The sequence below is a fragment of the Mesorhizobium sp. B2-3-4 genome (assembly GCF_006442315.1).
Classification (GTDB): Bacteria; Pseudomonadota; Alphaproteobacteria; order Rhizobiales; family Rhizobiaceae; genus Mesorhizobium.
This window is the reverse complement of record NZ_VFVY01000038.1, coordinates 1-20118: the sequence shown is the minus strand read 5'-3', so window position 1 is coordinate 20118 and position 20118 is coordinate 1. Positions and strand designations below refer to the sequence as shown.

The following is a 20118-nucleotide window of genomic DNA, read 5'->3' as shown; positions in this document are numbered from 1 at the left end:
GAGCGCTTGAAACTCGCACTGTGTCTGGACATACAAAACCCCCGAAGGTTGTGTCCAACTTTCGGGGGTCAGTTCACAGAGGCCGGTCTTTTTGCAACGCAATTGCCTGGGAAAAGCTGGTCTCAGCTTTCCTTGGGCGTCAGCACCTGACGGCCGCGATACATGCCGGTCTTCAGGTCGATGTGGTGCGGGCGGCGCATTTCGCCGGAATTCTTGTCCTCGACATAGGTCGGGGCCTTGAGGGCGTCGGCCGAGCGGCGCATGCCGCGCTTGGACGGAGAGGTTTTGCGTTTCGGAACGGCCATGGATATGCTCCACTACATGGTCAAAAGCCCCGCCCGCCCTCGTGAAAGGGCCATGTCGGGGCCTAAATCTGAGAAAGTCGGGTGCCTATACACGCCTGATGCCGTTTTGGCCAGCACTGGCGTGAATTTTTTTATGCCGGCTAGTCGAGGCAGCCGACATAAGCGCCCGAACGGCCCGCTCGCCGCTCGATCAGATTGGCGAGCCGTCGCAAGCCCGGCCCGGGCTTGGCCGGATTGCGGGCGATCGGATTGGGCAGCGTGACGGCAAGAAGCGCCGCCTGCCGTCTGTTCAACTGCTTCGCGGAAATGCCGAAATGGTGCTGCGCGGCGGCCTCGATGCCATAGATGCCAGGCCCCCATTCGGCGATGTTGAGATAGATCTCCATGATGCGCCGCTTCGACATCACCGCGTCGAAATAGACCGCCAGCGGCAGTTCTACGACCTTGCGCACCGTGCCCAGCGGGCGCGACCACAGGAAAAGGTTCTTGACCGTCTGCATGGTGATGGTCGAGGCGCCGCGCGTCGCTTCGCCGGCCAGCGCATCGTCGACGACGCCCCTGAGTTCGCCGAGATCGACGCCGCGGTGGAAGCAGAACTGCCCGTCCTCCGACATGATGACCGAATGGGCGAGCACCGGCGCGACATCATCGATCGACACCCAGCGCCGGTCATAGCCGGAGAAGGTCGCCAGGTCCTTCAGCATCAGCGTCGACACCGGATGCACGAAGGAGGGCAGGTAAAGAAAGGTCAGCACGACAGGCACGAGCGCCATCACGGCGGCCACGACGATGCCGCGCCGGACCCAGCGCCTGAGACCGCGGCGGTTCACGCCTCGCGATCTCGTCGCCATGTCCAGCTTTTCGGTTTCATGATCGACGATCGGTTCCGCCAAGCCGCCTAACCCGTGCTTCTCCTTGCTCCGGCATAATGGCGCTTGGCTTCTTGCGCAACGTCTGAGTGTCGGCTACCGGTCCCGACCATGACGAATGACGACGAAATGGTGTTCGAAATGGCGCTCATCCGGCGGGCGGCCGCCGTCGAGGTGATGCTGCGCCGGTTGCTCGACGATCGCCCGCTGTCTGGCGAGATCGCGCGGCCCGACCGTCTGATGGCGGCGATGCGCCATGGCGTGCTGAACGGCGGCAAGCGGCTGCGCCCCTTCCTGGTCATGGAAAGCGCCGCGCTGTTTTCGGCCGACGGCGAAGCGGCGCTGCGCGTCGCGGCAGCCCTCGAATGCGTGCATTGCTATTCGCTGATCCACGACGACTTGCCCGCCATGGACGATGACGACATGCGCCGTGGCCAGCCGACGGTACACAGGGCGTTCGACGAGGCGACAGCCATTCTGGCCGGCGACGCGCTGCTGACGCTGGCCTTCGACATCATCGCTGACGAAGCAACCATATTGCCGGCGGAGCGCCGGGCAGCCTTGGTGCTGGCGCTGGCCCGCGCCGCCGGCGCCGGCGGCATGGTCGGCGGCCAGAAGCTCGATCTCGAAGCCGAGCAGGTGCGACCGGACGAGGCCGGCATCATCCGTCTCCAGGCGATGAAGACCGGCGCGCTGATCCGCTTCGCCTGCGAGGCGGGCGCGATCCTTGCCGGCGCACGGTCGAGCGACAGGGAAAGGCTGGCCGAATTCGGTTCGGCGATCGGTCTTGCCTTCCAACTCGCCGACGATCTCTTGGATTTGACGGCCGACGCCAAGCAGATGGGCAAGGCGACCGGCAAGGATGCCGCCGCGGGCAAGGGCACCCTGGTGGCGCTGCATGGCGCGGACTGGGCGCGCAAGCAGCTCGCCGGCCTCGTCGGCCAGGCGCACGCGCAGCTCGAACCCTACGGCGAAACGGCGGCGCTGCTGAAGGCGGCCGCGACCTTCGTGGCAACCCGCAACAGATGACGGCTGGTCAAATCGGCTGCATGGGGTCGAGCGCTTGGCGGCGCCGAATCGACCGGGTCCGCCGCGTCCTCGCCGGGCGGGCACGACACCCCATGGTTGCGCCAACGAAATCTTAATGTAAATGAAGCGTAATCCCCATCATTAAAATAATGCGTATGTGTTGGGGTTGCGCATGCCGGAATATTCTTCCTTCATCCGGTCCGTCCGGATACGTTATCTCTCAGGATTGTTGGTTTTCGCGCTGGCTTCGGCCGCGATCATGGTCGCGCTCAATCGCGTCAATTCCTTGCGCCATGAAATCGATGCGCTGAGCAGCAATCTCGTCGTCTTCACCCGCGATCTGCGCAACGCCACAAGCTTTGCCGAGACAACCAGTTCCGCCTGGCGGGTCGATACGCGCGATGCGCTGACGGCTTCGGCGCGCGACCATGCCCAGCGTCTGACCGGTGAGATCGATACCCTGACCGCCCAGCTCTCCGCCATACGCTCTCGCCTGTCGACCAAGACCATCAACGAGCTCTCATCCGCCTCCGTCAACGGCGATCTGTTCTGGTCGCCGCGTGACATGGTTCGCAATTTCAACCTGATGTCGGTGGCGCAAAAGACCGACGAATGGAGTTCTCGCGAGATCCGCAACCAGAACGACCTGTTCGTTCAGCCCATGCTGACGCGCGTCCGGACCGCGATGGACGAAGAACGCCATCTGGCGGATGCTGCCAGCGACCGACTGCTGTTGTGGGCGAGCGGCCTGTTGTTCGCCGTGCTCGCCATCGTCGCCTTCTGGATCTTCCGGCCGATGGAACAGGCGATCCGCCGCGCCTTTGCCCAGTCGGCCGAATCCCTGTTCAAGGCCGAAGCCGCCGATCGCGCCAAGTCGGAATTCCTGGCCAATATGAGCCACGAAATCCGCACGCCGATGAACGGCGTGCTCGGCATGGCCGAATTGCTGGCCAAGACCGAGCTGAACCCGCGCCAGAAGACCTTCACCGACGTCATCGTCAAATCGGGCAACGCGCTGCTGACCATCATCAACGATATCCTTGACTTCTCCAAGATCAATGCCGGACAGCTGACGCTCGATCCCGCCCCTTTCCGTCTCTCGGAAGCGGTCGAGGACGTGGCGACGCTGGTCTCGGCGCGCGTCGCCGAGAAGAACCTGGAACTCATCGTGCGTGTCGACCCGAGGCTGCCGGCCTATGTCGTCGGCGACGCCGGCCGCTTCCGCCAGATCGTCACCAACCTGGTCGGCAATGCGGTGAAATTCACCGAGAAGGGCCATGTGCTGATCGATGTTGGCGGCGAAACCGTCAACGACGTTGTCCAGCTCAAGTTGCGCGTCGAGGACACCGGCATCGGCATTCCGGCCGAGAAATTGCAGAACGTGTTCGAAAAATTCGCCCAGGTCGACGGCTCCTCGACCCGCCGTCACGAAGGCACCGGCCTTGGACTTGCCATCGCCGCCCGCCTTGTCGACCTGATGGCCGGCAAGATCGGCGTCGAGAGCGAGATCGGCCGCGGTTCCGTCTTCTGGTTCGCCGTGCCGCTGCCCGTCCACCGCGCCGAAGCGCGCGACGCGATCGTGCCGGTCGACGTCACCGGCGCGCGCGTGCTGGTCATCGATGACAATCCGGTCAACCGTGAGATCCTGCTCGAACAGCTCAGAAGCTGGAGCTTCGACTGCGCCGCCGCCGAGAGCGGCGCCATGGGCCTCGCCTTCCTCGATCGCGCCTGCCAGCTCGGCGCCAGCGTCGACTGCATCATCCTCGACTATCAGATGCCCGGCATGAACGGCGCCGATGTCGCCCGCGCCATCGCCGCCGACAGCCGGCTGTCCGCCATCCCGATTGTCATCCTGACCTCGGTCGACCAGGTCGATTTCGGCAAGATGATCATCGACTTCGGCATCTCGGCGCATCTGACCAAGCCGGCGCGCTCGGCGGTCCTGCTCGGCACGGTCATCTCGGTCATCCAGAAGGCGCGCTCGCAGGTCGGCAAGGCGCATTTCATCCGCGAACCGGTCCAGGCCGCGCCGCAGTCACCGGCACCCGCCTTCACCGTCATCCGCGGCCCGATGCCAGTCGCCGCGACGCCGGAATCGGCTGTCGCGCAGAACAGCCCGATCGATATCCTGATCGCCGAGGACAATGACGTGAACCAGATGGTGTTCGGCCAGATCCTCAACGGGCTCGGCTTGAGCTATCGCATCGCCGGCAACGGCCGCACGGCGGTCGAGATGTACCGGTCGCTGCACCCCCGTCTGGTTCTGATGGACGTCTCGATGCCAGAAATGAACGGCTATGAGGCGACACGCGCCATCCGTACGATCGAGTCTTCGTCGGGCAGCCATATCCCGATCATCGGCGTCACCGCTCATGCGCTGAAGGGCGACCGCGACAAGTGCATCGAGGCCGGCATGGACGACTATCTGCCGAAGCCCGTTTCGCCCGATCGCCTCGGCGCCAAGATCGGCACCTGGCTCAGCGAGACGGTGGTCGCCAAGACGGCCTGATCACCGCCATCGATGCCTCAGACGGCCGCGTCCAGACGAAAGCGGCGCATCCAGTCCAGGCTTGTCTCGTCGGCAAGCTTGGCGACGCCGGGCTTCACGTCAGCCACGTTCGGCGGCAGCACGCCCAGGGTCCTGCAGATGGCAACGAGCGCAGCGGCAGGATCGCCCGAAAGGCTTTCATAGCCGAGCCGCAACGGCGTTATGCCCTGTTGCGCGAACCATGTGTTCCATGCCGCGTCATAGGCCTCGAGCTCGGCGACTTCGCCGCTGATGCGCTGGAAGTCGTATCGCGGTTCCGCCGGCGGCGCCACTCTCTCGATCTCCGTTCCGTCGGGAGCGACATGCCAGAGGCCGGTCTGCTCCGCCTTGACCAGGGAGACGGCCTGCGCGAGCTTGTCCTCGCGCGACAGGTGCAGGTAGAGAACGCTGCCGAAAGCCTTTTCGAGACGCGCCTTGTCGGACGGCAGCCCGGGGAAGATCTGGTCGAGGATGGCCGACAGCTCCCCCAGGTTCTCTCGCATCAGGCGCAGGCCGAAAATACCGGTGCCGCCCTTGCCTGCCTTGATTGTGGCATTGAGATAGGCGGTGTTGAAGTCGAGCTCGCTCATTGCCGCGCGTGCGGACAGGTTCCACTCCTCGGCCCACTCCAGAATATTCTGCCGCCTGTAGAATGAGTGCGGGGCACCGGTCTTTTTCGTCGACGCCAGCAGATCGCACAGCAAAGTGCTTCCGGTCCTCGGCGTGCCGCAGATGATATACGCGTCGAACATGGCTGCCCCTCGGCTGTCGAAGGCAGGCCAGCCCCGCCGGTCACGGCTGCCTATAGCTGAAATTCCTGGCGGATGCGACGGGCGCACTCCAGCGGCGTATCGGCGCTCGTGTCCACTTCGAGGTCGTAGCGGGTCCCCGCGTGCACGCGCTCGAACTGCCAGCGCGCCAGCCCCGGCAGCCTGTCGGCCCGCTGCGCCTCGCGGGCCTCGAGCACCTCCAGCGGCGTCATGACGCCGACGAGACGGAGGTCGAAGCCCGAGAGCAGTTGGACATATTCAGGCATTTCGCCATGGCAAAGCACGTCGTCGACGATGAGGTTGTTGCCTTGCGCCGCCATGGCGGCGACCGCGTGGCGCATGCCGCGCAAGGCTCTCTCTCCCACCGGCCCGGCGCTGATCGCGACCGAAGGCCGACCCTGCTGCTCGATGGTTTCGTAGGAAAACCCGTCCGGGTGGTCCTGCAGGGCTTCGGGCATCATCTCGAGAAAGCTGTCCATCTGGACATGCAGGAACGGCTCGGCGGTTATCCCCTGCAACGCCCTGGCGATCGAACTCTTGCCGGAACTCCCGACACCGTTGAGCAGAACGATCCTGGCTGTCATGATCAAACGCCTTTTTCGAACATGAGCCGGCTATCGGTTGCGCACCACCACGCAGGCGCCGCCGACGCTCTGCAGTTTCTGGCAGATGACATTGGCGGCGGCACGGTCGTCGATCCCGATCCTGACCGCGTAGATGCCGCGGCGGCCGATGGGCGTGCGCACCCGGCTCACCACCGGATCATGCCCGGCAAGCAGCGCCGGAAAACGGCTCCGCACCCTGAGCCACTGGCTGATCGCGGCACTGCGGCGGAAATTGCCGGCCACCTGGACGCCCCATGGCTTGATGTTGATCGAGGCCATCGCCACGGTCTTCGACATGATCACCGGCAGCTTGCGGCAGGCAATCGCGAAATCCAGCTTGGCATCGAGTGGCTCGATTTTTCCGGCATAGGCCCGGTCGGTGAATTTGTCGACCGGCTCGCCCATGACGTCGAACACGTAGCTTTCGGTCTCCATCGGCAGGAAGCCGCCGGAGTTCAGCCAGCGCGACACCCGGCTCTCGCCGGCATTGTAGGCGGCAGCGGCGAGGCCAAGATTGCCATAGCTGGCCTTCATCTCGGCGAGATACCTGGCCGATGCCGGGATCGCCTGGGTAATGTCGAAGGAATTTTCGAGCCCGCGCATCTTGGCGGTGCCCGGCATGAACTGGGCGATGCCCTCGGCGCCGACGGGGCTGACGGCATTGGGGTCGAAACGGCTTTCCTTCCAGATCAGGCGGGCGAAGAAATCCCTGGGCAGGCCGTTCTCATCGGCATGCGCCTGGATCAGGGTACAGACCTTGTCGATCAGCCTCTGCTTGGCCGATTGCGGCGGATCGGCCTGGGCGTGCGTCGCCCAGCCCAGCACGCAAAGCAGGATCAGCGTTGCGCGGAGCAAACGCTGCACTGGCTTACTCTGCCGCGGCCTTGCCGCCTTGACCGAACCGTTGGTCAATATAGTCGGCGACCATTTTCTCGAAATCCGCCGCGATCGACGGCCCGCGCAGCGTCGCCGCCTTCTTGCCGTCGACGAAGACCGGCGCCGTCGGCGTCTCGCCGGTGCCGGGCAGCGAAATGCCGATATCGGCATGTTTGGACTCGCCCGGGCCATTGACGATGCAGCCCATCACCGCGACTTTGAGGTTCTCGACGCCAGGATATTTCTCGCGCCACACCGGCATGTTCTTCCTGAGGTCCGCCTGGATGTTCTGCGCCAGTTCCTGGAACACCGTCGAGGTGGTGCGGCCACAGCCGGGGCAGGCCGCGACGATCGGCACGAACTGCCGGAAGCCCATGGTCTGCAGCAGTTCCTGCGCCACCTGCACCTCGCGCGTGCGGTCGCCATTGGGCTCCGGCGTCAGCGAGATGCGGATGGTGTCGCCGATGCCTTGCTGCAGGAGGATGCCCATGGCGGCCGACGAAGCGACGATGCCTTTCGATCCCATGCCGGCTTCGGTGAGGCCGAGATGCAGCGCATGGTTGGAGCGGGTCGCGAGCTCGGTATAGACGGCGATGAGGTCCTGCACGCCGCTGACCTTGGCCGACAGGATGATCTTGTCGCGACCAAGGCCGATCTCTTCGGCCATCTCGGCCGACAGGATCGCCGACTGCACGATCGCCTCGCGCGTGACTTCCTGCGCGGTCAGGGGAAAACCCTTGTCCTGGTTGTCGTCCATCAGCCGCGTCAGCAACTCCTGGTCGAGTGAGCCCCAGTTGACGCCGATGCGCACCGGTTTGTCGTGCTTGATCGCCATTTCGACGATATCGGTGAACTGCCGGTCCTTCTTGTCCTTGAAGCCGACATTGCCGGGATTGATGCGGTACTTGGCCAGCGCCTCGGCACAAGCCGGGTGGTCGGCCAGCAGCTTGTGGCCGATATAGTGGAAGTCGCCGACCAGCGGCACGTTGATGCCGAGCCGCTGCAGCCGTTCCTGGATGCGCGGCACGGCGGCCGCGCTCTCGTCGCGGTCGACGGTGATGCGCACGATCTCGGAGCCGGCGCGGTGCAGCGCCGCCACCTGCGCCACCGTCTGGTCGACATCGGCGGTGTCGGTGTTGGTCATCGATTGCACGACGACCGGCGCGCCGCCGCCGACGACCACGCCGCCGACATCGACGCCGACCGAGGTGCGGCGCGGGAAGGGAAAGGAAAAGTATCCGGTCATGCCGGCAGCCTTTGTCTCTGGAGCGCCACGCGTCCCCGAAGCAACCATGCGTCCGTCTGGACGCACGGGCTCTTCCCGGGGCCGATGCGCTGAAGTCCGGGCATGAGGTGGAGGAGCAAAGATGGCTTGTCAATGGCGACAGGTCGCCACTGGCAGCAATTGATCACCGTCGTGGATCTGAAAAGGACGCCATCCCGGCGTCTACGGGGAAGACAGAACATGTCCGAGAGGACATTAGCCGTGGCTTATGAGGAGATCTTGAGAACCAAAATCCCTGTCACCGGCGGCGACTGCCGCCGGCAAGGAAACCGCGCTTGACGTGCGGTTATGTCAGGCTGAGGTCAATGGGTGGTCGGTTGCGCCCTCAGTTTCTCAATCGCATCCTTGAGTGCCAGCTTGCGTCGCTTGAGATTCACGATTTCCAGGTCGTCCACCGACGGATGGTTCATCGCGGCATCGATTTCGCGTTCGATGTCGCCGTGTTTCCGCTGCAACTCATCAAGATGGGATGCAAGAGACATGATTGGTTCTCCCTTTCATGGTTTTCCTCGATTGCAGCCGCCAAAGGCGCGTCCACCGCAGGTCGCATCTGTGACGGCACGATGACAGTGTGCCACCATCGGACGGCGATGTCGAATGCTGCGTGGTAGCATTCCACGACAATGTGAAATGTGATATGGGCTGCACGCCGGTGGCAGAAATTGCCGCCCCCGCCCAATCATGCCCATCTCGGGCGCCGCAGACGTGCAGACGGTAGAGAATGTCAGATCAGGAACAGGCCGATATTCGCCTCGAATTTTCCCGGCTGAAACAGGAACACGCCGATTTCGATGCCGCGATCAACGCAATGATCGCCACCAACTGCGACCCGCTGCAGATCCAACGCATGAAGAAGAAGAAGCTGGCTCTCAAGGACCGGCTGATGAAGCTGGAAGACAGGATCATTCCCGACATCATCGCGTAGCGCAATTGCGCCGGCCGCTTGGTCGCCTATCCGCCGATCGAGAGCCCGGCGGCGCGGCCGCGCAGCAGGCCGATGAGATCGGCGGTCCGTTCCTCCGACGTATCGATCGGAACCACCAGGCACATCGTCGCCTCGACCTTTCCCGGCGCTGAAAAGACCGGCACGGCGAGACATTTCGTATAGGCGTCCACCAGACCCGAGGTGACGCAGTAGCCGGTCACCCCTGCCTTCGCGATGTCGGCGATGAAATCGTCAAGCCGCAGTTTGCGCCCGTCTGGCAGGACGAGATCGTCATCCGACACCATGGCTTCAATCGCGGCCCTGTCCAGCCCCGCCAGCAGCAGCCGGCCGGACGCGGTCCAGGGCAGCGGTATCTGCAGGCCGGTGGCCGAACTGATGCGGAAGGGCCTGGTGCCGGGGCTGGAATGGACGATCGTGTAGCGGCCGCTCTGCAGCATGCACAGTTCCGAGGTCTCGCCGGTCTCGCGCGACAGATGGTCGACCTCCTGGCGCCCGCGCCGCAGCAGATCGTTACCCCTCACATAGTCCATTCCGTAGAGGTAGAGCTTCTTGCCGAAATAGACGCGGTTGCCGTCGCCGGCCATTTCGAGCAAACCGGCATCGACCAGCGAGCGCACCAGCGTGTAGGTCGTCGAGCGCGGCGCGTTGACCCCCTTGGCGAGATCGCCAATGCCGATCGCCCGCTGCGTCGCGTGAAGAAACTCCAGAATCTCAAGCACCCGGTTGAGGCCCTTTTCACGGGAAGCCGTCGTCTTTTCGTCGGCCGAAACGGCCAAGGCACTGCCATCTTGCATTGTCGATTCCCGGTGTTAGTATCTGTCTTGTACAGGATACATGCGTCTCTTGTAAGAGACAATTTTGATAATCGCTATCGCGTGTATGGCCTGTGCATAGGGGAACACAACACGAAAGGAGGTCGCCGTGAACGACACATCCGGAAGACGTGATTTTCTGAAATTGGGAATGGCGGGACTGGCCACCGCCGGCGTACTGGCAACCGTCGATGCTCAGAAGGCAGCCGCGCAGGCCGCTTCCGATAGCGTTCTGCGTACCGTGCTCGACCGCGGCAAGCTGATCGTCGGCACCGGCAGCACCAACGCGCCCTGGCATTTCGAAAACGACGCGGGCGAACTGGTCGGCATGGACATCACCATGGGGCGCATTCTCGCCAAAGGCCTTTTCGACGATGCGACCAAGGTCGAGTTCGTCATGCAGGATCCAGCGCAGCGCATTCCCAACGTCACCACCAACAAGGTCGATATCACGATCCAGTTCATGACGATGACCGCGCAGCGCTCGCAGCTGATCAACTTCAGCAGGCCCTACTATGTCGAAGGCGTTGCGCTGCTGACCCTGCCCACCGCCGAGAACAAGACCTTCGACAAGCTGCTCGCCGGCGGTTCGGCGACGCGCATTTCCATCCTGCAGAATGTCGACGCCGAAAGCTCGGTCCACTACGCCCTGCCGCAGGCCCAGGTGCTGCAGATCGACACCCAGGCCAACGTGCTGCAGGCGCTGGAATCCAAGCGCGCCGACGCCGCCGCGGTCGATCTGTCCACCGTGCGCTGGCTCGCTTCGCGCAATCCCGACAAATATTTCGATGCCGGCAAGAGCTGGTATTCGATGCTCTACGGCGCCGCGCTTCGGCAAGGCGATCTGGATTGGCTGACCTTCGTCAACCAGACCTTCACCATCGCCATGTTCGGCCATGAATCGGCGCTCTACGACGCCGCCTTCAAGGATTATTTCGGCCAGGAGCCGCCGGCCCGCCATCCCGGCTTCCCGGTCATCTGATCCCGGATCACGGGAGGGCGATCGTCTCGCCCTCCCGTGATCGACACGACGCCCTTCACACCGAGGCGGACGCATGGGCTATGCCCTCAATTTCAATCTGATCTGGCGGCATTTCGACAAGCTCTGGGGCGGCCTGCTGCTCAGCCTCGAGCTTGCCGTGATCTCGATCGCCATCGGCACTGTCATCGGCCTGGTGCTGGCGGTCTGGTACGTCTCTGCCGGGCGCACGGTCCGGGCGATCATCGCCGCCTATGTCGAATTCATCCGCAACGTGCCGCTGATCCTGCTCGTCTATCTCGTCTTCTACGGCGTGCCGACCGTGGTCGATCTCGCCTACAGCGCACCGACCTCCTTCGTGCTGACGCTCTCGGTCTATAGTGGCGCCTATCTCGTGGAAGTGTTCCGTTCCGGCCTCGAGGCTGTCCCGCGCGGCCAGCTCGATGCCGGCAAGGCGATCGGCCTGACACCTTGGCAAAGGCTGCTCCATGTGCGCCTGCCGACCATGCTGCGCATCACCTTGCCGGCGCTGTCCAACACCTTCATCTCGCTGTTCAAGGACACCTCGATCGCCTCGGTCATTTCGGTGCCCGAACTCACCTTCGGCGCCCAGTGGATCAACTTCAACACCTTCCGCATCGTCGAGGTCTATCTGGTCACCACGGCTATGTATCTGGTGACAGGCTATGTGCTGCTTTTCGGGCTGCGGCTCGTCGAGCGCCGGTTCAGGGCGGCGCGCTGACATGCTTGGCCAGATCCTCTACGCGCTGCCTTTCCTCGCCCAGGGCTTCGCCGTGACCTTGTGGGTGTCATTGCTGGTCGTGGTGCTGTCGCTCATTGCCGGCGTCCTGCTGGGCGTCGGCCTGGTCTACGGACCCCTCCCGCTGCGCTGGGCGGTGCGCATCTTCTCGGACACCATTCGCGGCATCCCGATCCTGGTGTTGATGTTCTTCGTTTATTACGGCCTGCCGGCGATCGGGCTGCACCTGCCGTCCTTCTGGGCTGCGGTCTCCGCGCTCACCCTGTTTAAGACGGCGCAGGTCATCGAGTATCTCAGGGGCGCGGTCGGCTCGATCCCGAAGGGACAATCCGAAGCCGCGATGGCGATCGGCCTGACCTTTCGCCAGCGGCTCGCCTACGTCATCTTTCCGCAGGCCTTCAGGCGCTTCCTGCCGCCCTGGATCAACGGCGTCACCGACGCCGTGAAAGGCAGCGCGCTGGTCTCCCTGCTCGGCATCACCGATCTGATGCAGGCCATCAACCAGGTCATCGGCCGCACCTATGAGGCGATGCCGCTCTATATATTGGGCGCGCTCATCTATTTCGCGGTCAACTACGCACTCTCGCTCGCCAGCCGGCGGCTCGAGCGGCGTTTCTCCTTCATCCGGGAATAGCACGATGTCCGAGGCCTCAAACGCCAGTCCCGTGCTGCTCGACGTAAGCGGTGTCTCCAAGGCCTTCGGCGCCATTGAGGTGCTGCGTTCCGTCAACCTTGAGGTGAAGCGCGGCGAGGTGGTGACTGTCATCGGTCCTTCCGGCAGCGGCAAGACCACGCTGCTGCGCTGCGTCAACTTCCTGGAGAGCTATGACAGCGGCTCGATCCGCATCGACGGCAAGGAGGTCGGCTATCTCTCGGCCGGAACGCGCCAGCGCCGCGGCGAACGCGATCTTGCCGCCATGCGCGCCGAGACCGGCATGGTGTTCCAGAGCTTCAACCTGTTTCCTCATTTGACGGCGGCCGGCAACATCATGCTGGGCCTGACCAAGGTGCGAAAGAAGAGCCAAGCCGAGGCGCGATCGATCGCCGAACATTGGCTCGGCCGCGTCGGCCTCGCGCACAAGGCCGACAGCCTGCCGGCCGAACTCTCAGGCGGCCAGCAGCAGCGGGTCGGCATCGCCCGCGCCGTGGCCATGGAGCCGAAGATCCTGCTGCTCGACGAGATCACCTCCGCCCTCGATCCCGAACTGGTCGGTGAGGTGCTGGCCGTGGTGCGCAGCCTCGCCGAGGACGGGATGACGATGCTGATGGTGACGCACGAAATGGCCTTCGCCCGCGACGCGTCGAGCCGCATCGTCTTCATGGCCGATGGCGGCGTCAGCGCCGTCGGACCGCCGAAGGAGATCCTTGCGGCGGAGACCACCAACGAACGCCTCCGCACCTTCCTGGCGCGCTTCCGCGCCTCGTATTTCTGACATCGGGCGGCCAACGCTGTCCCATTTTTGAATATCGGATGGCTGACGCCAACCAAGGGAGCCTTCATCCATGACGCCTTATACCAGGCTCGCCCAACTCGGCCTGATGCTGCCCGAGCCGCCGACGCCCATCGCCAACTTCGTCACCCATGCCGAGAGCGGCCGGCTGATCTTTCTCTCCGGCCAGGGACCGCTGCGTGCCGACGGCACGCTCTGCACAGGCAAGGTGGGAGAGGATGTGACGGTCGAGCAGGCCTATCAGCATGCCCGCCTGACCGGACTCAACCTGCTTGCGGTCATGCATGCCGCCGCCGGCGATCTCGGCCGCATCGTGCGCGTCGTCAAGCTGCTCGGCTTCGTCAATGCGACGCCGACCTTCGGCGACCACCCGAAAGTGGTGAACGGCTGCTCGGACCTGTTCGCCGACGTCTTCGACAAGATCGGCGGCCACGCGCGCTCGGCGATCGGCGTCGGCTCGCTGCCTGGAAACATCACCGTCGAAATCGAAGCGGTCGTCGAGATCGCCGCCTGACCTGCCACCCACGGGATTTGCTCATATGAAAACCACTTCCTCCGCCGGTTCCAACACCACCATCCGCGAAAGGCTGGGCTTGAGGCCGATCATCAACGTCTCCGGCACCATGACCGCGCTTGGCGCCTCGATCATCGTTCCCGAGGCGATCAGCGCCATGGCCGAAATGGCCTCGCAATGGGTGGAGATGGACGATTTGCAACGCGCCGCGAGCACCGTGGTGGCGCGCCTCACCGGCGGCGAGGCCGGCTTCATCACCGCCTGCTGCGCCTCGGGCATCACCATGTCGATCGCCGGTGCGATGACGGGCACCAATCTGCTCGCCATCGAACGGCTGCCCGACGACACCGGCGATCTCAGGTCGGAGGTCGTCATCCAGCTTGGCCATATCGTCAATTATGGCGCGCCGATCGACCAGTCCATCCGCGTCGCCGGCGCCAAGGTGGTGCCGGCGGGCACGGTTAGCGTCACCCAGGACTATCACGTGCGCGAGGCGATCAACGAGCGCACGGCCGCCGGCCTCTATGTCGTCGCCCACCATACCGTGCAGTACGGCATGCTGTCGCTGGAGGAATTCTGCGAGATCTGCCACGCCAAGGGCTTGCCGGTCATCGTCGACGCCGCGTCCGAATACGACCTGCGCGGCTTCCTGGCGCGCGGCGCCGATGTCGTCATCTACAGCGGCCACAAATTCCTCTCGGGCCCGACCAGCGGCATCGTCACCGGCCGCAAGGACCTGGTGCGATCAGCCTATCTGCAGAATCGCGGCGTCGCGCGCGCCATGAAGGTCGGCAAGGAAAGCATCGCCGGCACAATGGCGGCGCTCGAAGCGTGGGAGAAGCGAGATCACGACGGCATCAGACGGCGCGAGGAGGCGGCGCTCAATCTCTGGAAGGACGCGCTACAGGGACTGCCCGGCATTTTCGCCAAGATCATCCCGGACCCGACCGCCAATCCGCTCGACCGCCTGCAGATCTTCGTATCGCCGGAAAGCCGCTTCACCGCCGCCGGCCTCGCCTCGGCGCTTGCCGCGGGCTCGCCGCCGATCATCGTGCGCAATCACGAGGTCGAACGCGGCCACTTCTTCCTCGACCCCTGCAACCTCCACCCGGGCGAGGCTGAAGTCGTCGCCGGACAATTGCGGGCCATTTTGATGGCGAAAGATCGGCCCGCGCATGCCATGAAAGTCGCGCGCAAGGATTCGTCCGGCGCCTTGCGCTGGCCGGATTGAGCACGCGCGATCGAATACGGCGTATCCAGTGAAGGCTGATCACGAGACTGTGAACGGCCGGATTCGCACGCGGCGGGAATAAACCGCCGCCACGGCAGGTCTCTTCGGCATGCGCCACTTCTGGCGTTGAGGAGACAGACATGCCTCGTCATTGCGACAACGACCGAGAAGCCCGTTGCGGCGCCGGCCGTCGCCTTGCGTCGGCGGGTGTCATCAGCCTCTCCTCCGTGGCGCTTGACACTGGTGATGCAGATGAATTCACTTTCAGCGGGACAGGCGACTTTGCCCGTTACGGGGGGATTTCCCCCTGCGAGCAGGCCACGGCCACCGTCGCATCTTGAGGCGGCACGGGCCGGAGTATCGGATCATGGTGCTGCTTTGAGCGAGAGGGCGCAGGCACAACGCTTCAATGAGGTGGTGCTGCCGCATCTGGGCGACGCGCTGGCGTTGGCGCGCTGGCTGACCGGCAATGCCGCCGACGCCGAGGATGTCGTGCAGGACGCCTGCATCAAGGCGCATGCCGGCATGACCGGCTATGCTGGTGGTAACCCACGCGCGTGGCTGCTGACCATCGTGCGCAACACCTCCTACACCTGGATGGCGCGCAACCGGCCCCGCGCCATGATGGCCGTCGGCGACCTCGGCGATCTCGACGACATGGCCGCCGCACACGGCACCAGCCTGCCGGCCGAGGACGGACCGGAGGCGAGCCTGATCGCCAAAGCCGATACGGCAGCACTCGAGGCGGCCATCGCGGCCCTGCCGCAGCCGTTTCGCGAAACGCTGGTGCTGCGCGACATCAACGGCCTCAGCTATCGCGACATATCGGCCATGCTGACCGTGCCAATCGGCACGGTCATGTCCAGGCTGGCCCGCGCCCGCGGCTTGCTTGCGTCCGAACTGGGGAGAGCGTCATGACGCACGACGACGGACTGCCCAACGATGCCGAAGGTATCAGACTGATGATCCACGCCCTTGTCGATGGCGAGCTTGATGCGGCGGCCGCCCTTGCCGTCGAGCGGCGCATCGCCGCCGACCCTCGGCTTGCCGCCGAGCATGCCCGCATTGTCGCCTTGCAAGGCGCCGTCAGCCGCCTGCCGCGCCCCGATGTCAGCGATGCCTTTCTGGCCCGCATCGCGGCAGTCGGCATGGCCGGCACAGAACAGCAGGCGCCAGCCGAAGCGGCTGAGCCGCAGCGGGGCACGCCGTCGGCGCTGCCGGGGTTGATTTCGGCCGCTGGCGGCGGCCAGAGGCGGGACGCCGGCACGCGTCCCTCCCAGACGCGCCCGCTGCCGAGGGCCCGCCGCTTCGGCTCGTTCGACTGGCGCGCAATGGCCGCATCGATCATGATCAGCGCCGTGCTGGCCAGCGGGGCGACGCAATGGGTCATGCAGAGCGGCGTCGATGACGGCTTTGCCGCGGCCGTCGCCAGCGGCCATCGCCGCAGCCTGCTTGCCGCGAGCCCGATCGATATCGTCTCGTCCGACCGCCATACGGTCAAGCCGTGGCTCGACGCCCGCATCGGCGTCTCGCCGCCGGCGCCCGACCTTGCCCAGGACGGTTACGCGCTGATCGGCGGACGGGTCGAAGTGATATCGGGCCGGCCGGTGCCGGCTCTGGTCTATCGCCACCGCGAGCACCTGATCACGCTGGTCGCCGAACCGCAGCAGGGCGGCAAGATCACCCAGCCCGATGACATCTCGTCGGGCGGCTTCTCGATGGTGCAGTGGAGCGACGGCGCCTTCTCCTACTGGGCGATATCAGATATGGAGCGGCCCGAGCTCGACGACTTCGTCGCCCGCTTCCGCAAGGCGGCGGCGTGAGCCGGATGCGGCCGCCGGCATCGTGCCGATGGCGTGAAATCCTTGCGGCCCCGCGCGAATTCCGCTAAGGCGCGCCTTTGTCGCCGGGGAGCAAAGGCTTGAACGATCAACGCGCCGACGTCGCCATCATCATGGGCAGCCAATCCGACTGGGCAACGATGCGCCAGGCGGCCGAGACGCTGGAAGCCCTGGGGGTTCCCCACAAGCGGCTGATCATCTCCGCACACCGCACGCCCGACCGGCTCTACGAATTCGCCAAGGGCGCCAAGGCCGCCGGCTACAAGGTCATCATCGCCGGTGCCGGCGGCGCCGCGCACCTGCCCGGCATGACGGCGGCGATGACGCCGCTGCCGGTGTTCGGCGTGCCGGTGGAATCGAAGGCGCTGTCCGGCCAGGATTCGCTGCTGTCGATCGTCCAGATGCCGGCCGGCATCCCGGTAGGCACGCTGGCCATCGGCAAGGCAGGTGCCGCCAACGCCGCGCTGCTGGCCGCCGCCGTGCTGGCGCTCAACGACGACAAGCTTGCCCAGCGGCTCGACGCCTGGCGCGCATCGCAGACCGCCAAGGTCGCCGCTGAACCGACGGACACGCCGTGAGCCTGCCCGCCGGATCGACAATCGGCATCATCGGCGGCGGCCAGCTCGGCCGTATGCTGGCGATATCGGCCGCCCGCCTCGGCTACCGCACCGCCATACTTGAGCCGCAGGCGGATTGCCCGGCCGCCCAAATCGCCAACCGTCAGATAACGGCCGCTTACGACGATCCGGCGGCACTCGCCGAGCTGGCGGCGGCGAGCGCGGTCGTCACCTATGAATTCGAGAACGTTCCCGTTGCAGCCGCAAGCGCGCTTGTCGCCAAAGTGCCGGTCTATCCGCCGCCGCGCGCGCTCGACGTGGCGCAGGACCGGGTGAGCGAAAAGACGTTCCTCAACGGCATCGGCATCGCCACCGCCGACTTCCGCCCGGTCGACACCGACGACGAGCTGACGGCGGCGCTCAAGGCCTTCGAAGGCAGCGGCATCCTGAAGACGCGGCGTATGGGCTATGACGGCAAGGGCCAGCGCGTGTTCCGCAACATGGAAGCCGGCGGTTTCGCCGGCACCTGCGAGGCAATGGGCAATGTGCCGCTGATCCTGGAAAGCTTCGTGCCGTTCGAGCGCGAGATATCCGTGATCGCGGCGCGGGGGCAGGATGGCGCCGTGGCTGCCTATGACCCGGCAGAGAATGTGCATCGCGACGGCATTCTGCACACCTCGACCGTGCCGGCCGCCATTGTGCCCAAAACGGCCGAAGCGGCCCGCACGGCGGCGGCGAAAATCCTGTCGGCGCTCGACTATGTCGGTGTCATCGGTGTCGAGTTCTTCGTGCTGGCCGACGGCTCGCTGCTGGCCAACGAGATCGCGCCCCGCGTCCACAATTCAGGCCATTGGACGGAAGCCGCCTGCGTCCTTTCGCAGTTCGAGCAACATATCCGCGCCATTGCCGGCCTGCCGCTCGGCAGCCCGAACCGTCATTCGAATTGCGTGATGGAGAACCTGATCGGCGATGATGTGCTGCGCGTCCCGGTCCTGCTCGCCGAGCCCGACCTGATGCTGCATCTCTATGGCAAGGCCGAAGCGCGGCCCGGCCGCAAGATGGGCCACTTCACCCGCATCAGCCGACGCGGCTAAGGCCGGCCCGATTTACTGCACTTCGTCACCTTCAACCTCGTCGGAGCCGCCGCAACTCACATCGCCTTCCTCGCAATTGGCCGAGGCGGCGAGCTGCTTGATGCGCTCATTGGTCAGCCTGGTCAGGCATTGCGACACCGCCATCGCATGGATGGAGCCGCCCTGGCTGGCTGCGGTGGTGTGCGCGCATTCGGCGTCGCGGAACCCGATCCAGGCGCGCTGCGCCGCCTGCAGCAATCTCTTGGCATCGGCGTCATCGGAGCCGATCAGGTCCTGATAGGCCTTGTTGAGCCTGGCGTCGGCGGCCTGATAGTCCTCGCCGGCGCAGATGTTCATCATTTGCTGGCTGTCGTCGGAGCGATCGCATTCCTGGGCGCGGGCGGCGGCGGCCGCCGCCAGGACGGCAAGGCAGGCGGACAGCAATATTCGGCGCATGGTCGTCCCCAAATCACTAGAAAATACCGACATCATCCCAGCCCGCCCGGAGCCGCGCAATGCCACGGGCCGGCATGGACGGATATTTAATGATATGAGGGGTGCGGAACACGCTTGCGGTTGACTCACGGTTGACATGGGCAAGGCTCCTCGTTTATGAGCCAACCACCGTTCAAAAGGCGCGTCTTCTGGCGCGCCTTAAAATTTCGACCCGGAACCGGGTCCACACCGACAGGCAAGACCATGAAGATCAAGAATTCGCTCAAGGCGCTGAAGGCGCGTCATCGCGACAACCAGCTGGTTCGCCGCAAGGGCCGTATCTACATCATCAACAAGACCGCCCCGCGCTACAAGGCGCGCCAGGGTTGAGTTTTAGGCCGGAGGCTTTGCCTCCGCCCTTTGATGCTTGTCGGCCAGCCGACCTTCTCACGCTAAAATCACTTTGATGTTCCGCCGCCCGGGATTAAACTTGGGCGATGCGGATTCTTTTTACGTTTTTGACGGCCCTCCTTGTTTGCGGCGTCATTTCCCTGCCGACGCGGGCCGATGACCAGCCGGTCGCGGTAGCGGCCCCGGATGGTCAGCCGGCACCCTCCGATGCCCAGCCCACAGCTCCGGACACCCCGGCCCCGCCGATGACCAAGCAGGTCCGGCTCGACAAGCTGTTTTCCGACCTGAAGCGCGAACGCAACGAAAAGGCCGCCGAGCGCATTGCCGGCGCCATCTGGACCGAATGGTTCCAGTCCGGCAGCGCCTCGATCGACCTGATGATGCAATGGTCGCAAAAGGCAATGAACGACCAGAAGTTCGACGTCGCGCTCGATTTCCTGGACCAGGTGGTGACCTTGCAGCCGAGTTATGCCGAAGGCTGGAACCGCCGCGCCACGGTGCATTTCATGATGAAGAACTACGGTAAGTCGATGGCCGACATCGACCGCACGCTGCAACTCGAACCCCGTCATTTCGGCGCCCTGTCGGGCCTCGCCCAGATCATGGCGGAGACCGGCCACAAGCAATCGGCACTCGAGGCCTGGCAGAAGGTGCTGGCCATCTACCCGATGATGCGCAGCGCCCAGGACCAGGTCGCCGCCCTGTCGGAAGAACTTGCCGGCGAGGGAATTTGATTCAGTAAGGCAGTAGGGATCAGGCAATAGGCATTAGAAAGAACCCCTACTCCCTACTCCCTACTCCCTACTCCCTACTCCCTACCTGTCTCTTATACAAAGATGACG

The 20118-nt window shown here is 64.6% G+C and carries 24 protein-coding genes; 15 read left to right on the top strand and 9 right to left on the bottom strand.

The window, feature by feature from the left end:
* Window positions 1–122 precede the first annotated feature (122 nt).
* Window positions 123–305, bottom strand: a complete 183-nt coding sequence (gene rpmF / locus FJ967_RS33020) for a 50S ribosomal protein L32 (RefSeq protein WP_008834724.1) — start codon at window positions 303–305, stop codon at window positions 123–125.
* Window positions 306–445: 140 nt separating this feature from the next.
* Complete coding sequence (locus FJ967_RS33015; protein ID WP_140736496.1) at window positions 446–1156, bottom strand: transglycosylase domain-containing protein; 711 nt, start codon at window positions 1154–1156, stop codon at window positions 446–448.
* Window positions 1157–1303: 147 nt separating this feature from the next.
* Here FJ967_RS33015 and FJ967_RS33010 point away from each other — a divergent pair, with 147 nt between their 5' ends.
* Together FJ967_RS33010 and FJ967_RS33005 are read left to right on the top strand one after the other, a co-directional pair.
* Window positions 1304–2203, top strand: coding sequence for a polyprenyl synthetase family protein (locus FJ967_RS33010; protein ID WP_246675486.1), 900 nt, complete (start codon window positions 1304–1306; stop codon window positions 2201–2203).
* Window positions 2204–2375: 172 nt separating this feature from the next.
* The gene (locus FJ967_RS33005) at window positions 2376–4712 is read left to right on the top strand and encodes a response regulator (protein WP_140736494.1); all 2337 of its coding nucleotides are present in this window, start codon (window positions 2376–2378) and stop codon (window positions 4710–4712) included.
* A 17-nt stretch (window positions 4713–4729) separates the two neighbouring features.
* Here FJ967_RS33005 and FJ967_RS33000 read toward each other — a convergent pair whose 3' ends face one another.
* From FJ967_RS33000 to FJ967_RS32980, 5 genes are all read right to left on the bottom strand, one after another.
* The gene (locus FJ967_RS33000; protein WP_140736493.1) at window positions 4730–5482 is read right to left on the bottom strand and encodes a Stf0 family sulfotransferase; all 753 of its coding nucleotides are present in this window, start codon (window positions 5480–5482) and stop codon (window positions 4730–4732) included.
* Window positions 5483–5532: 50 nt separating this feature from the next.
* A complete protein-coding gene (locus tag FJ967_RS32995) occupies window positions 5533–6084 on the bottom strand; it encodes an AAA family ATPase (RefSeq protein WP_140736492.1) in 552 nt (183 codons plus the stop codon).
* Between the two features lie 30 nt (window positions 6085–6114).
* The gene (locus FJ967_RS32990; protein ID WP_140736491.1) at window positions 6115–6969 is read right to left on the bottom strand and encodes a lytic transglycosylase domain-containing protein; all 855 of its coding nucleotides are present in this window, start codon (window positions 6967–6969) and stop codon (window positions 6115–6117) included.
* 4 nt (window positions 6970–6973) lie between these two features.
* Window positions 6974–8227 carry a flavodoxin-dependent (E)-4-hydroxy-3-methylbut-2-enyl-diphosphate synthase gene (gene ispG, locus FJ967_RS32985; RefSeq protein ID WP_140736490.1) on the bottom strand — a complete coding sequence of 418 codons (1254 nt, stop codon included), beginning with the start codon at window positions 8225–8227 and terminating at the stop codon, window positions 6974–6976.
* Window positions 8228–8568: 341 nt separating this feature from the next.
* Window positions 8569–8748 (bottom strand): YdcH family protein, encoded by a 180-nt coding sequence (locus FJ967_RS32980; protein WP_140736489.1) that lies wholly within the window; start codon window positions 8746–8748, stop codon window positions 8569–8571.
* A gap of 239 nt (window positions 8749–8987) precedes the next feature.
* On the opposite strand from FJ967_RS32980, the gene FJ967_RS32975 reads away from it, so the two are divergent.
* Window positions 8988–9191 carry a YdcH family protein gene (locus tag FJ967_RS32975; RefSeq protein WP_135902230.1) on the top strand — a complete coding sequence of 68 codons (204 nt, stop codon included), beginning with the start codon at window positions 8988–8990 and terminating at the stop codon, window positions 9189–9191.
* 26 nt (window positions 9192–9217) lie between these two features.
* On the opposite strand, the gene FJ967_RS32970 is transcribed toward FJ967_RS32975, so the two are convergent.
* Window positions 9218–10006, bottom strand: coding sequence for an IclR family transcriptional regulator (locus FJ967_RS32970; protein WP_140736488.1), 789 nt, complete (start codon window positions 10004–10006; stop codon window positions 9218–9220).
* A 169-nt stretch (window positions 10007–10175) separates the two neighbouring features.
* On the opposite strand from FJ967_RS32970, the gene FJ967_RS32965 reads away from it, so the two are divergent.
* The 10 genes from FJ967_RS32965 to FJ967_RS32920 all read left to right on the top strand — a co-directional run bounded on the left by FJ967_RS32965 (window position 10176) and on the right by FJ967_RS32920 (window position 18451).
* Entirely contained in the window at window positions 10176–11006 is an 831-nt protein-coding gene (locus FJ967_RS32965) for a transporter substrate-binding domain-containing protein (RefSeq protein WP_181176229.1), read from the top strand.
* A gap of 73 nt (window positions 11007–11079) precedes the next feature.
* Window positions 11080–11745 carry an amino acid ABC transporter permease gene (locus tag FJ967_RS32960; protein WP_140736486.1) on the top strand — a complete coding sequence of 222 codons (666 nt, stop codon included), beginning with the start codon at window positions 11080–11082 and terminating at the stop codon, window positions 11743–11745.
* Between the two features lies 1 nt (window position 11746).
* Window positions 11747–12397, top strand: coding sequence for an amino acid ABC transporter permease (locus FJ967_RS32955; RefSeq protein ID WP_140736485.1), 651 nt, complete (start codon window positions 11747–11749; stop codon window positions 12395–12397).
* Window positions 12398–12401: 4 nt separating this feature from the next.
* A complete protein-coding gene (locus FJ967_RS32950) occupies window positions 12402–13196 on the top strand; it encodes an amino acid ABC transporter ATP-binding protein (RefSeq protein ID WP_140736484.1) in 795 nt (264 codons plus the stop codon).
* 70 nt (window positions 13197–13266) lie between these two features.
* Complete coding sequence (locus FJ967_RS32945; protein ID WP_140736483.1) at window positions 13267–13728, top strand: RidA family protein; 462 nt, start codon at window positions 13267–13269, stop codon at window positions 13726–13728.
* A gap of 25 nt (window positions 13729–13753) precedes the next feature.
* Window positions 13754–14959, top strand: a complete 1206-nt coding sequence (locus FJ967_RS32940) for an aminotransferase class V-fold PLP-dependent enzyme (protein ID WP_140736482.1) — start codon at window positions 13754–13756, stop codon at window positions 14957–14959.
* 378 nt (window positions 14960–15337) lie between these two features.
* Entirely contained in the window at window positions 15338–15877 is a 540-nt protein-coding gene (locus tag FJ967_RS32935; protein WP_140736481.1) for a sigma-70 family RNA polymerase sigma factor, read from the top strand.
* Entirely contained in the window at window positions 15874–16782 is a 909-nt protein-coding gene (locus FJ967_RS32930) for an anti-sigma factor (RefSeq protein ID WP_140736480.1), read from the top strand. Before FJ967_RS32935 ends, FJ967_RS32930 begins: the two co-directional genes overlap by 4 nt.
* Window positions 16783–16880: 98 nt before the next feature.
* Entirely contained in the window at window positions 16881–17378 is a 498-nt protein-coding gene (purE, locus tag FJ967_RS32925) for a 5-(carboxyamino)imidazole ribonucleotide mutase (protein WP_027141852.1), read from the top strand.
* A complete protein-coding gene (locus tag FJ967_RS32920; protein ID WP_140736479.1) occupies window positions 17375–18451 on the top strand; it encodes a 5-(carboxyamino)imidazole ribonucleotide synthase in 1077 nt (358 codons plus the stop codon). Before purE ends, FJ967_RS32920 begins: the two co-directional genes overlap by 4 nt.
* A 12-nt stretch (window positions 18452–18463) precedes the next feature.
* On the opposite strand, the gene FJ967_RS32915 is transcribed toward FJ967_RS32920, so the two are convergent.
* Window positions 18464–18886, bottom strand: coding sequence for a lysozyme inhibitor LprI family protein (locus FJ967_RS32915; RefSeq protein ID WP_140736478.1), 423 nt, complete (start codon window positions 18884–18886; stop codon window positions 18464–18466).
* Window positions 18887–19129: 243 nt separating this feature from the next.
* Here FJ967_RS32915 and ykgO point away from each other — a divergent pair, with 243 nt between their 5' ends.
* Together ykgO and FJ967_RS32905 are read left to right on the top strand one after the other, a co-directional pair.
* Window positions 19130–19255 (top strand): type B 50S ribosomal protein L36, encoded by a 126-nt coding sequence (gene ykgO / locus FJ967_RS32910; RefSeq protein ID WP_006203764.1) that lies wholly within the window; start codon window positions 19130–19132, stop codon window positions 19253–19255.
* Between the two features lie 107 nt (window positions 19256–19362).
* A complete protein-coding gene (locus FJ967_RS32905) occupies window positions 19363–20010 on the top strand; it encodes a hypothetical protein (RefSeq protein WP_140736477.1) in 648 nt (215 codons plus the stop codon).
* The last annotated feature ends 108 nt before the right edge of the window (window positions 20011–20118 follow it).

What these genes read in the sequence shown, in the direction of transcription:
- rpmF (WP_008834724.1), bottom strand. Translation starts at nt 305, where the DNA reads ATGGCCGTTCCGAAACGCAAAACCTCTCCGTCCAAGCGCGGCATGCGC.
- FJ967_RS33015 (WP_140736496.1), bottom strand. Translation starts at nt 1,156, where the DNA reads ATGGCGACGAGATCGCGAGGCGTGAACCGCCGCGGTCTCAGGCGCTGG.
- FJ967_RS33010 (WP_246675486.1), top strand. Translation starts at nt 1,304, where the DNA reads ATGGTGTTCGAAATGGCGCTCATCCGGCGGGCGGCCGCCGTCGAGGTG.
- FJ967_RS33005 (WP_140736494.1), top strand. Translation starts at nt 2,376, where the DNA reads ATGCCGGAATATTCTTCCTTCATCCGGTCCGTCCGGATACGTTATCTC.
- FJ967_RS33000 (WP_140736493.1), bottom strand. Translation starts at nt 5,482, where the DNA reads ATGTTCGACGCGTATATCATCTGCGGCACGCCGAGGACCGGAAGCACT.
- FJ967_RS32995 (WP_140736492.1), bottom strand. Translation starts at nt 6,084, where the DNA reads ATGACAGCCAGGATCGTTCTGCTCAACGGTGTCGGGAGTTCCGGCAAG.
- ispG (WP_140736490.1), bottom strand. Translation starts at nt 8,227, where the DNA reads ATGACCGGATACTTTTCCTTTCCCTTCCCGCGCCGCACCTCGGTCGGC.
- FJ967_RS32980 (WP_140736489.1), bottom strand. Translation starts at nt 8,748, where the DNA reads ATGTCTCTTGCATCCCATCTTGATGAGTTGCAGCGGAAACACGGCGAC.
- FJ967_RS32975 (WP_135902230.1), top strand. Translation starts at nt 8,988, where the DNA reads ATGTCAGATCAGGAACAGGCCGATATTCGCCTCGAATTTTCCCGGCTG.
- FJ967_RS32970 (WP_140736488.1), bottom strand. Translation starts at nt 10,006, where the DNA reads ATGCAAGATGGCAGTGCCTTGGCCGTTTCGGCCGACGAAAAGACGACG.
- FJ967_RS32965 (WP_181176229.1), top strand. Translation starts at nt 10,176, where the DNA reads ATGGCGGGACTGGCCACCGCCGGCGTACTGGCAACCGTCGATGCTCAG.
- FJ967_RS32960 (WP_140736486.1), top strand. Translation starts at nt 11,080, where the DNA reads ATGGGCTATGCCCTCAATTTCAATCTGATCTGGCGGCATTTCGACAAG.
- FJ967_RS32955 (WP_140736485.1), top strand. Translation starts at nt 11,747, where the DNA reads ATGCTTGGCCAGATCCTCTACGCGCTGCCTTTCCTCGCCCAGGGCTTC.
- FJ967_RS32950 (WP_140736484.1), top strand. Translation starts at nt 12,402, where the DNA reads ATGTCCGAGGCCTCAAACGCCAGTCCCGTGCTGCTCGACGTAAGCGGT.
- FJ967_RS32945 (WP_140736483.1), top strand. Translation starts at nt 13,267, where the DNA reads ATGACGCCTTATACCAGGCTCGCCCAACTCGGCCTGATGCTGCCCGAG.
- FJ967_RS32940 (WP_140736482.1), top strand. Translation starts at nt 13,754, where the DNA reads ATGAAAACCACTTCCTCCGCCGGTTCCAACACCACCATCCGCGAAAGG.
- FJ967_RS32930 (WP_140736480.1), top strand. Translation starts at nt 15,874, where the DNA reads ATGACGCACGACGACGGACTGCCCAACGATGCCGAAGGTATCAGACTG.
- FJ967_RS32915 (WP_140736478.1), bottom strand. Translation starts at nt 18,886, where the DNA reads ATGCGCCGAATATTGCTGTCCGCCTGCCTTGCCGTCCTGGCGGCGGCC.
- ykgO (WP_006203764.1), top strand. Translation starts at nt 19,130, where the DNA reads ATGAAGATCAAGAATTCGCTCAAGGCGCTGAAGGCGCGTCATCGCGAC.
- FJ967_RS32905 (WP_140736477.1), top strand. Translation starts at nt 19,363, where the DNA reads ATGCGGATTCTTTTTACGTTTTTGACGGCCCTCCTTGTTTGCGGCGTC.